Source organism: Paenibacillus sp. USDA918EY (genome assembly GCF_009870825.1).
Lineage (GTDB): Bacteria > Bacillota > Bacilli > Paenibacillales > Paenibacillaceae > Paenibacillus_AQ > Paenibacillus_AQ albilobatus.
Genome location: NZ_WTWY01000016.1, coordinates 63892 through 77283, shown reverse-complemented (window position 1 = coordinate 77283; position 13392 = coordinate 63892). Strand labels below are relative to the sequence as shown.

16 protein-coding genes are annotated in these 13392 nt (G+C 54.1%); 13 read left to right on the top strand and 3 right to left on the bottom strand.

What is annotated here, in order from left to right; all coding sequences use genetic code 11:
• Positions 1-137 precede the first annotated feature (137 nt).
• Positions 138-1052, bottom strand: coding sequence for a LysR family transcriptional regulator (locus tag GQY55_RS24530; protein ID WP_160044550.1), 915 nt, complete (start codon positions 1050-1052; stop codon positions 138-140).
• 122 nt (positions 1053-1174) lie between these two features.
• Here GQY55_RS24530 and GQY55_RS24525 point away from each other — a divergent pair, with 122 nt between their 5' ends.
• The 3 genes from GQY55_RS24525 (at position 1175) to GQY55_RS24515 (ending at position 3434) form a co-directional block, all read left to right on the top strand.
• Positions 1175-1564 (top strand): tautomerase family protein, encoded by a 390-nt coding sequence (locus GQY55_RS24525; protein WP_160044549.1) that lies wholly within the window; start codon positions 1175-1177, stop codon positions 1562-1564.
• A 94-nt stretch (positions 1565-1658) separates the two neighbouring features.
• Positions 1659-2399: an SDR family NAD(P)-dependent oxidoreductase gene (locus tag GQY55_RS24520; protein ID WP_236575838.1), complete on the top strand. Its 741-nt coding sequence runs from the start codon at positions 1659-1661 to the stop codon at positions 2397-2399.
• A 168-nt stretch (positions 2400-2567) separates the two neighbouring features.
• A complete protein-coding gene (locus tag GQY55_RS24515; protein WP_236575837.1) occupies positions 2568-3434 on the top strand; it encodes a copper amine oxidase N-terminal domain-containing protein in 867 nt (288 codons plus the stop codon).
• A 62-nt stretch (positions 3435-3496) separates the two neighbouring features.
• Here GQY55_RS24515 and GQY55_RS24510 read toward each other — a convergent pair whose 3' ends face one another.
• Positions 3497-4549: a class I SAM-dependent methyltransferase gene (locus tag GQY55_RS24510; protein WP_160044546.1), complete on the bottom strand. Its 1053-nt coding sequence runs from the start codon at positions 4547-4549 to the stop codon at positions 3497-3499.
• A 255-nt stretch (positions 4550-4804) separates the two neighbouring features.
• Between GQY55_RS24510 and GQY55_RS24505 the strand changes: the two genes are divergently transcribed.
• On the top strand, positions 4805-4966 hold the full coding sequence (locus GQY55_RS24505; protein WP_160044545.1) for a DUF1328 domain-containing protein: 162 nt from the start codon (positions 4805-4807) through the stop codon (positions 4964-4966).
• Positions 4967-5128: 162 nt separating this feature from the next.
• The gene (locus GQY55_RS31100) at positions 5129-5269 is read left to right on the top strand and encodes a hypothetical protein (RefSeq protein ID WP_201452221.1); all 141 of its coding nucleotides are present in this window, start codon (positions 5129-5131) and stop codon (positions 5267-5269) included.
• A gap of 67 nt (positions 5270-5336) precedes the next feature.
• Here the strand turns inward: GQY55_RS31100 and GQY55_RS24500 are convergent, their stop codons facing one another.
• Positions 5337-6539, bottom strand: coding sequence for a DUF418 domain-containing protein (locus GQY55_RS24500; RefSeq protein ID WP_236575836.1), 1203 nt, complete (start codon positions 6537-6539; stop codon positions 5337-5339).
• A 144-nt stretch (positions 6540-6683) separates the two neighbouring features.
• Between GQY55_RS24500 and GQY55_RS24495 the strand changes: the two genes are divergently transcribed.
• The 8 genes from GQY55_RS24495 to GQY55_RS24460 all read left to right on the top strand — a co-directional run bounded on the left by GQY55_RS24495 (position 6684) and on the right by GQY55_RS24460 (position 13309).
• A complete protein-coding gene (locus tag GQY55_RS24495) occupies positions 6684-7397 on the top strand; it encodes a response regulator transcription factor (protein WP_160044544.1) in 714 nt (237 codons plus the stop codon).
• Positions 7394-9157, top strand: coding sequence for a sensor histidine kinase (locus tag GQY55_RS24490; RefSeq protein ID WP_160044543.1), 1764 nt, complete (start codon positions 7394-7396; stop codon positions 9155-9157). Before GQY55_RS24495 ends, GQY55_RS24490 begins: the two co-directional genes overlap by 4 nt.
• 36 nt (positions 9158-9193) lie before the next feature.
• On the top strand, positions 9194-9766 hold the full coding sequence (locus GQY55_RS24485) for a class I SAM-dependent methyltransferase (protein WP_160044542.1): 573 nt from the start codon (positions 9194-9196) through the stop codon (positions 9764-9766).
• Between the two features lie 90 nt (positions 9767-9856).
• Positions 9857-10447, top strand: coding sequence for a YdeI/OmpD-associated family protein (locus GQY55_RS24480; protein WP_160044541.1), 591 nt, complete (start codon positions 9857-9859; stop codon positions 10445-10447).
• 264 nt (positions 10448-10711) lie between these two features.
• Positions 10712-11308, top strand: a complete 597-nt coding sequence (locus tag GQY55_RS24475; RefSeq protein WP_160044540.1) for a TetR/AcrR family transcriptional regulator — start codon at positions 10712-10714, stop codon at positions 11306-11308.
• Positions 11305-11997, top strand: coding sequence for a YqeB family protein (locus tag GQY55_RS24470; protein WP_160044539.1), 693 nt, complete (start codon positions 11305-11307; stop codon positions 11995-11997). Before GQY55_RS24475 ends, GQY55_RS24470 begins: the two co-directional genes overlap by 4 nt.
• A 235-nt stretch (positions 11998-12232) precedes the next feature.
• Positions 12233-12850 (top strand): hypothetical protein, encoded by a 618-nt coding sequence (locus tag GQY55_RS24465; protein ID WP_160044538.1) that lies wholly within the window; start codon positions 12233-12235, stop codon positions 12848-12850.
• Between the two features lie 132 nt (positions 12851-12982).
• Positions 12983-13309, top strand: a complete 327-nt coding sequence (locus GQY55_RS24460; RefSeq protein WP_160044537.1) for a thioredoxin family protein — start codon at positions 12983-12985, stop codon at positions 13307-13309.
• Positions 13310-13392 lie beyond the last annotated feature (83 nt).

Genomic DNA, 13392 nt, shown 5'->3' with positions numbered 1-13392 from the left:
TCTACTCATAACCATCCAAGCATCATTGCCTCGCATAAATTTTCGGCGAAACGCGCTCCGTCTTCCGTGAAAATACGACGATGGCACGTCGTCCTACTGCTGTCGAAGGCTGCGCTGGCGGCAGTCTTCCTTAGTTTTTATGGCTGCGCGCCGACTGCCGGGGCTGCTGTGCTCCATGCCAACCCCTCTTTTAACTGGCCGTAAAGCTTGCCTGCAGCAAGACGCGGCGGGTACTCCGCCGCCTTGCATGCAAGGCCGCAGGTCAGATCGACCTCATCCCCCTGCAGCGGCCGAACCACCGTTCCGTCAGGCTCCGGGCATAGCACGGATAAAGGAACAAGCGCGGCCCCGATGCCGCTTTGCACATAATATTTCAAGGCGGACATGCTGCCGATCTCAACGGTATCCGGCGGATGCCCGCCGGACTCCTGCATAAGCATCTCCAGCTTGCGGCGGTACGGGCAATCAGCCGAGGTAATGAGCAGGCGGTGGTCGCGCAAATCCCGGATCGCGATCGCGTCTTTGCTTGTCAGCGGGTGGCTTTCGGGGAGCAGCACGACAAACCGCTCCGTCAGCACCGGTTCAAAGTGCAATTCCGTCCCGAACAGCGGCGGAGAGCATACGGCCAAATCCAGCTCGCCATGCTGCAGCTGACCGCATAACGTTGGGGAATTGGCAATCGTGACGGATACATGGATTTGAGGATAGTCGCGGAAAAACCCGGCCAAAATGTCCGGCAGCCGGTAGCTGGCGATCGGCTCCACGGCGCCAAGCCGTACATGCCCGGTTTCTCCAAGGGCGAGCCCCGTCATCGTGTCCTGCAGCTGCTCGATATCCCGCACGATCGGCGCGCTTTGCTCCAGAAAGAGGCGGCCCGCTTCGGTCAGCTCGAAGGTTTTGCCGCGTTCGATCAGGCGCATGCCAAGCTCGGACTCCAGCTTTTGGATCTGCATCGTCACGGTGGACTGGGCGTAATTCAGTTCCTCCGCCGCACGGTTGAAGCCCCCAAGGGCTACGATCCGGTGAAAGGTTTTGACCGATTTAAGATCCATGGCGCCTCCTTATCTGTTCAAAAAATTCGAACTATGAGTTCATTTAATTCAATTATACAGATAGATATGCATCGGATACAATGATTTTGCCGGCAAAACACATCAAAGGAGGCGGTAGTAGCATGCCGTTTATACGCATAGATTTGCATCAAGGAAAGTCCAAGGAAGAACTGTCCGTCATCAGCCGCTCGATCCATCAAGCCATGATCGAAACGATCGACGTGCCGGAAGACGATTATTTTCAGGTGATCACGCCGCACCGGCCGGGAGAGCTTTTATACGATACGGGTTACATGAACATAGCCAGATCGGATCAGCAAATGTTCGTGCAAATTACGATGAAGGAAGGGCGCCCGCTGCGCAAAAAACAAGCGTTGTATGCACGGATGGCGGAGCTGCTGGAACAGAACGCCGGGGTTCGTCCGCAGGATGTCATGATTATTTTGACGGAAAACACGCAGGAAAACTGGTCGTTTGGAAACGGAGTGGCCCAGCTTGCTCCGAAAGCATGATGCATGTAGATCACCATTTTGGTGGTTCTCAGCCGTTTGGCAATTTTCTCAGCCATGAGTACCGAAAATTTTAAAGTTAAAGGAGAGGATGCAAATGGACTTACAAGGTAAAACGGCATTGGTTACGGGCGGCGGTACGGGGATCGGGAGAGCGGTATCCCTTTTGTTGGCCGAACGCGGCGCGGCCGTGGCCGTCAATTATTCGCGTTCGGAACAGGAAGCGGAGGAGACGGTGCGGATCATTCAGAGCCGGGGCGGGCAGGCGTTTGCCGTTCGGGCGGATGTCTCCCGGGAGCGGGAGGTGAAGGAAATGGCGGAAGCCGCCGTGCAGCGGTGGGGGACGATAGACCTGCTTGTCAACAATGCCAGCGTAACCCGCCATATCGCGATGGACGACCTCGACGGGGTCAGCGAGGAGGCGTGGGACGAATTGTTTGGAATTAACGTGAAAGGCATGTTTTACTGCGCGCGTGCGGTTGCGCCACATATGAAAAAGCAAGGGGAAGGAGCCATCGTCAACGTCGGCAGCATCGCCGGCATCACGGGAACGGGCTCGTCGCTTCCTTATGCGGTTTCCAAGGCGGCGGTGCATGGTTTGACCCGATCCCTCGCCAAGGCGCTTGCCCCGCACATCCGGGTGAACGCCGTCGCGCCCGGTGCCGTGCTGACCCGATGGTGGGAAGGGCGCGAGCGTCAAATGGAACAATTGGCGGGCAACCTTTTGCTGGGGGAAACCGCATCTCCCGAAGATATCGCCCATATGATCTGCGCCGTCCTGGGGCAGGAGGCGATGACGGGGCAAATCATCACGGTGGATGCGGGGCAGTCGATGTAACGCCCTACATCATAAAAACTATTGACGGTAGATCTGTAATAGGTATATTATTCCTCTTATTTGGTACAAATTTACTAGATGGGAGAAATATGAATGAAAAAGGCAGCCATTACTGCCGCTATTGCAATATTGTTGTCGACAACTGCTGCAGCAGCTCATGCCGACGCCGTGAAAAAAATAATTGTCGACGGTCGCCCCGTCATTCTGGATCAGGCTCCGGTCGTCAAGCAGGGAACGACGCTTGTTCCCATGTCCTCGATTTTAAAGAGTTTGGGCATTCAATATTCCTGGGATCCGGCCGGCAAAAAAATCACCGCTTCGAAAAACGGTAATCAAATCATTCTCACCGTAGGAAACAAAAATGCTTACGTGAACGGAAATCCCGTCAAAATGATCGTCCCTCCTGAAATGATCGGCGGGAGAGTTTTTGTTCCGCTCCGGTTTATCGGCGAATCAACCGGCGCGACGGTCAGCCTGCCGGATTCGAACACGATTGTCATCACCAGCGGAAGCAAGGGAGCATCCACGCCGCCTGTTTCGGCGAACACGGGAAAAACGGCCGCGAACGAGGAGGCCATCGAAGACTACCTGTACGAAAAACATCCTGTTCTCAGCAGCTCCGGCATCACCCTTGACGCTGATTATTGGGTGTCCTATATGGAAGGCCATGAAATCGAAGTCGCCGTAACCGTAACTGACTATGATCAACTGACAAACCTAGCGGATGCCGTAGACAAGGATCCCAATATTCTTTATAAGTTAACAAAAGATCTTTCCAACGATATTAAAAATCGCTTTGGCTTCAAAGATCAAAGTTTGATCATTTATTTTCAAACGATTTCCTCCGGTTACCCCGAAGACGTGCCTGACAGATACGTCAGTCCGCTCGAAAATGACGAGTACGTCATCGCTATTCCTATGGTATTGGCGGAATACGATTATTCCGCAGGCTCGGCGAATTTCTATTGGATTACGAATGACGGCAGCGACGGCGAAGAAGACTACGCCAATTTTTTGTTTAAAACAAAGCTATAATCCCATTTCGGGCTATCCGGTGAACCGGGTAGCCCGTTTTGCTTCAGGGATGGCGGCTCCCCTCACCGAACCTTTGCCACGACGCCGTTATGCACCTTGATATACCCGTGCCGGCAAATGTCAAAGCCGTTTTCATAAATGTACAGCCCCATCTGCCGCACGGTCATCAATTCGCGGTACGTATGGTTCATCACGTCGGCCATGATCCGGTAAAACAGGCGTGAGCGCAGCTGGTTTCTCGGCGTCGTCAATATGGCATAACCTCCGGGCTTCAAAAAACGGCGATGCCAATCGACAACCTCCGGTTTCATTTCATCCGGAAAATGCTCCAGCAGCCCGACCGACAACACGAGATCAAACTCTTTCCCGAAAGGCAGCCGCCGGATGTCGCTCACCACGTATTCTATGTTGAAGTCAGGTTTGTAATATACTTGCGGGCCGCCGGTCCGGGGATTTTCGCCTAGGAAAGGATAACTTTCCGGAAACTCGGCGAAACGGGTGCTGCGGCAGTATTCGTCATAGTCGACCAGCACGACCTCCGCTCCGGGATACATCGCCGCGAGCTGCATCGCTTCGTATCCTTCGGCGGCGCCAAGAAACAAAATTTTCGGTTTTGCCGCGTCCAATCCCTCGAATAACGCCCGTTTGCCCCGCGGATCCCAGATGCCGTCCTGAATGCGGTGCACGTAGTTCCATAAATGGAGGCGAACGACCTCTCCGAGACCTTCGCGAATTTCCTCCATGCGGAAAGCCTTTAAGCCCTGGAAAAAATTCTGCTTGCTCCGGTCGATTTCGGCGGGCACGTCTTTCATGAACCATTCATGGAAAGAGCGGTTGAAGTAGGTCCAGGCGGTATGGGCATCCATCGCGGATCCGTGTTCCTGTTCCCATGCCTTGCGGTCCTGCGCGACGGTTTTCACCTCGTAAGGTTTGCCGACCTCCTCCCAAGTCAACAAGGACCAGTCATTTACGGGATTCAGGCAAACGAACTTTTGATACTCGCGTGAAGCGTGCGAACGGAGATCCGCTCGGTATTGCGGCGTAAGCTCCGTCTGATCCAGACCGACGGCGGAGCCGCCGCCTGCATGGGCGGTCGTCCCGGCATTGACATTCATGCGTCATCCCTCCTTATAAAATTACGATAAAGCCAGTTGAATGCGTTTACAATAAAGATATTGCGAAATTCGGCTGTTGATATATACGGACGCCCAAAAGATTTCATCAAAGGGTAGTGGCCGGACTCGACGCCTTGAAATACGGCCTTCGAATAGGACGCATCCGGCAAAAATCATCCTTTTCCCGGTTCAATCGGCGGCAGAGCGGTTACAAGTAAGTATCCCATCATACTTAGAAAGGAAAGGGTGATTCACATGTTAGGATGGTCCATACTATTTTTGATCATAGCTATTGTCGCGGGGATTTTCGGATTCTTCGGCATCGTATCGGCGGCGGTTGGCATCGCGAAGGTATTGTTCTTCATTTTCCTCGTTTTGTTTATCGTGTCTCTGTTTTTCGGACGCGTCAGAAGTTGACGAAGGGCGAAGAAGAAGCCTTTAAGGCATCATCCAAAAGAAAAAATGATGAAAAAACGGGCAGCCTCTTGATCCAAGAAGCTGTCCGTTTTGCTTGCCTTCATCCCGTGGTAATATGGAGCTGTTCCAACCTTTTTTCTATAAAAAATGGAGGTGCGGGCGATGCAGGAATTCATCGGCTGCTGCCGCAGCTGCGGCAAAGCGATTTATTGCGAGAACGGTTTTTTGAACGGCACCGTGCAGGAGGATCAGACGCTGGAGTGTTTTGAATGCGAGGAGCAGCGCGAGAACCCTGAAAAATAATCCCGCCTCTTCATTCGTGTGCGTCTTTTGACACAATATATCCTGCCGTCAAACCTTCCCCAAGGCGCTAGGCTTCGGCGGCCGCCGTTTTCGTTACGATCTTTTTCCGTTTAGCCTTTCCGTCCCATGAAAAATACGTCCACATTCTCAGCACACGCTCCACCGGACCGGATTTGAACCGATTCATGTACCAGCCGCTGGCGAACAGCTGCACGCCGTAAATGACCAGACTCAGCGCGCAGCCGAAAATCACGCCGAGTTTCCCGAACCAGCCGAACCCGTACCCGTAAAATAGCGTCGTGCAGATGACCGTTTGCATCAAATAGTTGGTCAGGGAAAGCTTGCCGACGGCTTCGAACCGCTCCATCAAAGGGGACGGCGCAAACTTCGTATACAGCAGCGAAAAGCCCATGATGTACCCGATCGACAGGGCAAATCCCCCAAGCATTTCCCCGCTGCCTGAACCGATCATTGCCGGGAATAACAGGTGAAAGGTTTTCATAGCGATCCCGAGCGGAATGAAAATCAGCGCGCCTTTCCGGTACATGCTTTTGTTTTCGTCAGGGTCGGCAAACCACCCCTTCTTTGCCGCATACATGCCGGTCAGGAACATCGGCGCGGTTATGAGCGGGGAAAACAAAGCCAGAACCAGGATGAACGCGTTGTCGCCGAGCGGATTGGCCGTATTCCGGTCATGTTTGATTTCCGCATAGGAACCCTCGGCGTACAACGTCACCGTCGACTGCACGTAGGTTTCGATCCGGTGATTCATCGCCTGCATTTCCTTGTCGGCTTTATCTTCGGGCGCCAGTCCGATCAGCCCCGCCACCGTCAGGAAAATGATGCTCCACACCATCAGCGTCTTCGGCTTGCGGTTCATGAAAATCAGCAGCAGAAATCCGATCGCGCCGTAAAACAGCAAAATATCCCCGTCCCACAAAAACGTGCTATGCAAGAGGCCCAGCCCGATCAGCATCGCAAAGCGGCGCACCAACGGCCAGCCGGCCTTTCGGTTTTTGGCGTTTAAACTCTCCTTCATCTTGATCATGCCGAACCCGAATACAAAGGCGAAAATCGGCATAAAGCTGCCTTCGACCAGTACCTGGAGAATGTTATGTGCGGCCTTGTCGGCTGCAGGAACGTGGAATAGATGCATGACGTCTTTTCCAAACATTCCGTACTGAAAAATAAGCATGTTGGCCAGCAGGATGCCCAGCAGGCTGAATCCCCGCAAGCCGTCGACCAAACGAATCCTTTTGCGTGTCGTCAATGTTTTATCACCTCACGGACTACTGTACCAGCCCCGATTGAAGCGAACCTAAAGGGAAGCTTAACAACCGCTAAAGTCATCGCCTTTTTTGTTTAGCTCGAATTAAGAAGCGTCTGTTACAATGCATTTGAGGTGGTTTATCCGATGTACAATGCCAAAATTTTGCTCGTTGACGACGAGAAATCAATCGTTCAGCTGATCGAGATGGTGCTGCGGAAGGAAGGCTTTCGCCAAATCTATGCCGCTTATAACGGAAAGGAAGCGCTGGAATTGGCTGCCCGCCATTCCTTCGACATTATTTTGCTTGACGTGATGCTCCCGGATCAGACCGGATTTGACCTTTGCCCGCAAATTCGGCGGCTGTCCGACGCGCATATCATTTATTTGACCGCCCGGACGTCGGATCTCGACGTGCTGACCGGTTTCGCCACGGGCGGAGACGACTACGTGACCAAACCTTTTAATCCGCTGGAGATCGCCGCCCGCGTCAAGGCGAGGCTGCGCAGAAGCGCTGTCGCCCCCGCGAAAGCCGTTCCGGAGGAAACCCGCGGGAGATACGATTTCGGGCGTTTCGTTTTGGATGAGTATGCGGGGACGCTGACTGTCGGCGGCAAGGAAATTCCGTGCCCGGCCCAGGCCTTTCAGCTGCTGCTGTTTTTATGCAAGCATCCGGGCATCGTGTTTTCCAAATCGCAGCTGTACGAAGAAGTATGGGGCATCGATGGGCTTGGGGATGACAACACCGTCATGGTGCATATCCGCAAAATCCGCGAACGGATCGAGGAAGACCCCGGCGATCCCCAATATTTGGTCACGGTGCGCGGCCTTGGCTACAAGCTGATGAAGGTGAACGCATGAGGCGGATCCGCACCCGTTTGACGCTGCATTTTACATATCAGGTTCTTCTGCTTTGGGTCATGATTGTCCTGACGTTAACGGTTATGCTGCTCGTACTGATCAGCTACCTGGTAAACCAGGATTTGAAACGGACGTTTTCCACCAGCGCGCTCGACGGCATGACGACGGAAACGATCATTGACAACGGCCATGTCAAAATGAACAAACGATGGGAAGGTTTGCTGAAGGAACGCGGCTACTGGCTGCAAATCATTAATGAGTCGGGGAAGGCGATCTACGCCGTCAATACGCCGAACGACTTGAAAACCTCCTATGGGGCGGCGGAACTGCTGCATATCCAGGAAACGCGGCGTCTTGGTCCGTACCGGGTGACCTCATTGTTTGAAAGCGAGACGGACGGTTTGCGTTCGGTTTTGTACCTGATGGGCACGAAGGATGTCGGCGCGCAGCGGCTGGAGCAATGGTTCAGGCAATTCGGCAGCGGCGGCCGCATCCGCGAAGACGCGGTGGACGGGCTGAACCGGGAGCTGACGGGGAAGAATGATTATTTGCAGGTCATCAATGCGGCCGGTCAAGTGCTGCAAACCGTCGGCCATGCCGGAGCCGGAGAGGAGAAGCAGGCTTACAGCCCGCTGGAGCTGGTGTCGATGAAAGCCGAGCCGGGCAAATACCCGGTGGATCTGTCGGTTTATTACGACGACGCCTCCGGTTACACGTGGTTGCTGCACCAAGGCAAACCGGAAGGCAAATTCGTGAAGCAGACGCTGTTCCACGACCTGATCCTCGTGCTTATTGTCATCGGGGCGGTGGTGGTCGTGCTGACGCTTGGCATCTCCTTCTGGCACGGATACCGTTACGGACAGCCGCTGATGCTGTTCGCGAGCTGGTTCGAGCGCATGAGCCAAGGCCGTTACAGCGAGGCGCTGACCGAGAAGGAACGCAAAAAAGTGTTCCGCAAAAACGGCAAAATCCGTTTGCGGTACCGGCTGTACAAGGAGGTCATCGCGGGGTTTTACGAGATGGCCACCAAGCTCGACGCCTCCCAGCGCGAACGCAAAATGCTGGAGCAGACGAGGGAGGAATGGATGACCGGCATCTCCCACGACCTGCGGACGCCGCTGTCGACCATCCAAGGGTACGGCCATTTGCTGGAAAGCGGACAGTTCACCTGGAACGAAGCCGAGCTGAAGGAAATGGGCCGGATGATCCGGGAAAAGGGCGATTTCATGCTGGAGCTGCTGCAGGACTTCTCCTTAACGTTTCAGCTGAAAAACAAATCGGTCCAGATTCCGCTGAAGCCGATCGAGCTCAACGAGTTCGTCCGCCGTTCGGTGCTCCGCTACGTCAACGACGCGACGATCGACACCGCTTCGTTTTCGTTCGAGGAGTGGGACGAGGAATTGGCCATCCTGGCCAATCCGAAATGGTTCCGGCGGATGCTGGACAACATCATCACCAACGCGGTCAAGCATAACCCCGATGGAACGGAAATTTCCGTCCGAACCGGAAAAGACGGCGAGCAAGCATGGATTGCGGTGAAGGACAACGGCAAAGGCATGGACGAAGAAACAAAGCGCAACTTGTTCGAACGGTACTACCGGGGGACCAGCACGGATGAAACGACCGACGGCGCCGGACTCGGCATGAGCATTGCCCATGCGATCGTCATCGCGCACAAAGGGCGGATTCATGTGGAATCCCGGCCGGGGCTCGGAACTTTGGTGCGGATGGAATTTCCGTTAATTGATGGCAAATGCTAGAATGTAGTCACTTCAATATGACAAGGAGGAAAAACCATGCATGAGAAACGATTTGACCCGACGCTGATTTCCCGGTTGGACAACCCCGAACGACGCAAAAAGCTGCCCCCTGAACAGCTTCTTGCCCTGCTTGAGCTGAAAGGCAGCGAGGATATTTTGGACGTCGGCGCCGGCGCCGGTTACTTCACGTTTCCTGCGGCGGAAAAAACGAGCGGCACGGTCTATGCGCTGGACGCGCAGTCCGAAATGCTGGACTATTTGCTGAGCCGCCTGGAAGAAAGCGAATTTGACGGCAACATTGAAATCGTTCAGGGCGAAGCCGAGCAAATCCCGCTGGATGACCAGAAGGTCGATGCCGTCATCTGTTCGATGGTGCTGCATGAAGTGGAGCCGCTTGACCAAGGGCTTCGGGAAATCAGACGGGTGCTCAAGCCGGGTGGACGGGCGCTGTGCATCGAATGGGAGGCTGTCGATACCGGAAGCGGGCCGCCGCAAGCCCATCGGGTTTCATCGACCGATATGGCGCGCATATTGGAAGAAACCGGCTTTAAAGTGCTGGACACGCGGCCGTGGACCGAGGCGTTTTACAGCATCGTTTTCCAAAAATGAGCTTGAAGCGCCGGTAAAATGAACATGCTGCGAGCCGGGCTCCGATGCCCGGCCGCAGCAATCCATGGGGCAAAGAAAGGAGCATGTCGAATGGCTGCATCGGAGGGACAAGCGGAATGGCCGCTGCTGCTGTGCGCAAACCAGCAGGAATGGGAAGCTTGGCTTGATGAAAATCATCTTCAGTCCCGGGGAGTCAGGCTGCAGATCGCCAAAAAAAATGCGGGACTTGCTACCGTCAGCTACGCCGAAGCGCTCGACAGCGCGCTCTGCTACGGATGGATCGACAGCCGGAAGGAGGCGCTGGATGCGCAAAGCTGGGTTCAGCGCTTTGGGCCGAGAGGGAAAGACAGCATCTGGTCGCAGGTGAACCGGGAGAAGGCGGAAAGGCTGATGCAGGAAGGCCGGATGAAGCCGGCCGGGCTTCAGGCGATCGAAACGGCCAAGGCGAACGGGCGATGGGATACGGCTTACAAGCCGCAGAGCCGCAGCGAGGTGCCGGAGGAGCTGGAAGCCGCTTTTGCCGAACACCCGCAGGCCAAGGCGTTTTACGACACGTTAAACAGGCAAAACAAGTATGCGATTGCGTTCCGCATCCACAACGCGAAGAAACCCGAAACCCGCCGAAGGAAGGTGGAGGAATTTATTCGCATGCTGGAAAACGGGGAGAAGCTTTACCCGTAACGGGCGTGCATCGAGGAGCTGCGGATGATCCGGAGCTTCTCCATTTTTGCTTAAAATGGTGAGTTAGTTCCCGACATTCGGCGAAGGTGCGGCATTCACGAACATGTCAGCCTTAAACGCCCAAGTTTTTTCGCTTGCGGGGGATAGTGTTTTTCGAAGGCGATCGTTTTCGTTTTTCTGCAGACGGAATGATTGACGCGGATCCCTTTTCCGCATAAAATTTACCTAACGGTAGTTAAAAAAAGGGGGGAGGGGAGATGCATCATGAAAAAAAGGGAACTGACCTCGAAGCAGCTGATTGAGGCGGCCGTCGGATTGTTCGCGCATCACGGCATCGAAAAAACAAGCCTGGCCATGATTGCGGCTGAAGTCGGCATCACAAAGCCGTCGATCTATTATCATTTTGCATCGAAAGACGAGCTGGTTGAAAAGGTTTTTGACTATTTATTCAGCGATTATCGGTTTGACTTTTATTTTTCCGTCTCTGATTTTAACGAACAAAACTTCGCGGAAAAGCTTTTCCAAGGCGGGCTTCGCATGTTTCCGGAGGATGAAGGCAGCTTTTACCCGGTCTTGCGGCTGCTCCACGAATTCATGCTTACTGCCGGGCACGGAGCTCATTACGGCGAACGCGTCATCGGGATGCAGCGCGATTTTTTGGAAGGATTCCGGAAGCTGCTGCTGCACGGGGCGAAGCTCGGTTTAATCGAACAGGAACATGTTGAGTCCCGGGCCTATTTGCTCGCACTCGCGATCGATAATATGACGAGCTATATGATGATGGGAATTAAACTGGACTATGAAAACATTTGGAAAGAAGCGGTAAACGGTACGTTCCGCAAAGGGGGAAATGTCATTTGAATAACCGTATGGAATGGACGGAGCTTGGGGTAACCAAGGCGGATAAATGGATCATCTGGACTCTATTTCCGGTTGCCGGGACAGCCGTCGGGTGGTTTATTCCGCCGCTTGCCGAATGGGCGTTAAAATTGCCGTGGATCCCTTTTGAGGGCCCGCTTAAATTGATCTCTTCCCTTCACGGAGGCTGGGTGACGTTTGCGACAGCCTCGCTTGGCGCTCTTGCCGGAGGATGGCTTTCGATGGCGGCCATGAGGGAAACGCTGCAGATTCGCCTCTCCGATCAAGAAGTCAGCCTGCGTATCCGCGATCATGAGCGAACCTTGAAGCGCGACGAAGTGACCGCCGTTTTTTTGGACAACAAACAGCTGGTTCTGTTGGGGGCGGACGGCCAGGTGCTGTACCGGGAAAAGCCGGATACGAAGCGGCAGAAGCTGGCCGAGGCGTTTATCCGGCATGGATACGATTGGCGGGAGCAAGACCCGTTCAATCACGAATACACGAGGTGGGTGCCCGGATGCCCGGACCTCTCGTCAAGCATAAACGCGCTTTTTGCGGCACGGGAAAAAGCGATCGGCAAGGAAGAAAAAGAGGAGGCGGAGGAGTTGCGCCTGGAGCTTTCCAAATTGGGCGTGACGGTTCGCGAGGAAGGAAAACGCCAGTATTGGCGAATGCATGGGCGGCGGCCTTGAGCCGCGGCCTTTTTTGCCTTCCGCCGTTGCCGGGATCGGGAAATAAGCAAGTACGTTTCATGGTTCGTCGCCCGAATTTCCTTTTTGCGCTTCGACGGGTTATCAGCATAAAGATAACGGCCGCGGAATAAGCTTCTTAAAAGCGGAACGAGCGGGGAGTACAGCTGCGGCTGCCTTGTACAAACGGGCTAATTGGAGGCCTCCGCTGTGCATCAGGGCGAAAGGAGCCATGCGTATGCTTTTAAATATGAGCATGCTGATCGTCTTCATTTATACGGTGTTATGCATCATGTACGTTCAGGCAAACCGCCACCTGTTGGCGAATATGACGGGCACCGTCGTGGCGATGACGACCGGACTGATGTCGAATTTGACGATCGGGGTCATTCTCGGCATGTTGTTTGCGCAAAATTTGGTGATGTCGACGGGGATATCGATCCTCTTTTGTTTTCTGATCGGGTATATGGTCGGCAGGCCGCTCGGGCTGCTTGCGATTATAGAGGGAATCGGCGGAGGCATCATGGGCGGGGTTCACGGGGCGATGCTGGGGGAAATGATCCCCATCAAACAGTGGGATGCCATGCTGTTTATCATGGATGCGATGTACATTGCCGTTACGGCGCTGGTCGTTTATCTCATCCATGACCGAAAGCATCGCGAGGAACAGCCTGCCGCCGCCGTCAAGGCGGTAAAAGCGGCCAAAGATTCATTTTCGGCCGCGCCGGTGCGGACCTCCTTCTGGATGATCTATATCGTGCTCCCGGTCGTCGTATTGTGCGTGGCAGCCTGGCTTGGGCATAGCCCTTCCGGTTGGGAGAGGCCGTCCCCCGGTCACGACATGCATTCGATGTAGCCCTTTTGCAAACCCGGACATAAAAGGCTAAAATAAGAGAACGGTTCGGACTGTGACGAAACTCATTGACAGTCCCGGACGGGAGCTTCTCGGATGAAGCCTTAAAGACGCTGGGTAAAGGGGATACAGAAGATGGAACGAATTCAAACGCAGCAGCAGTACGAAGAATTGATCAGCCGTGACAAGCTGACGGTCATTAAATATGATGCGAATTGGTGCCCGGATTGCAAGACGCTTGACAAATTTCTGCCTGGCATCATGGCGAAGCACGCGGACAAAGAGTTTTACGCCATGGACGTGGAGCAGTTCGAAGAGATTACAAGCCAAAACGAAGTGCGAGGCATTCCGAGCCTTCTCGTGTACAAAAACGGCGAAAAGCTGGCTCACCTGCACAGCAAATACGCCAAAACGCCGGCCGAGATTTCCGAGTACCTGGAAACGCTCGAATCCAAAAAATAATATTCCGTTGCCTAACGGAATATCCGTCATTTGAAAGCACCGATCCTTTACCTGCGGCAAGCAGGGGAGGGCGGTGTTTTTTT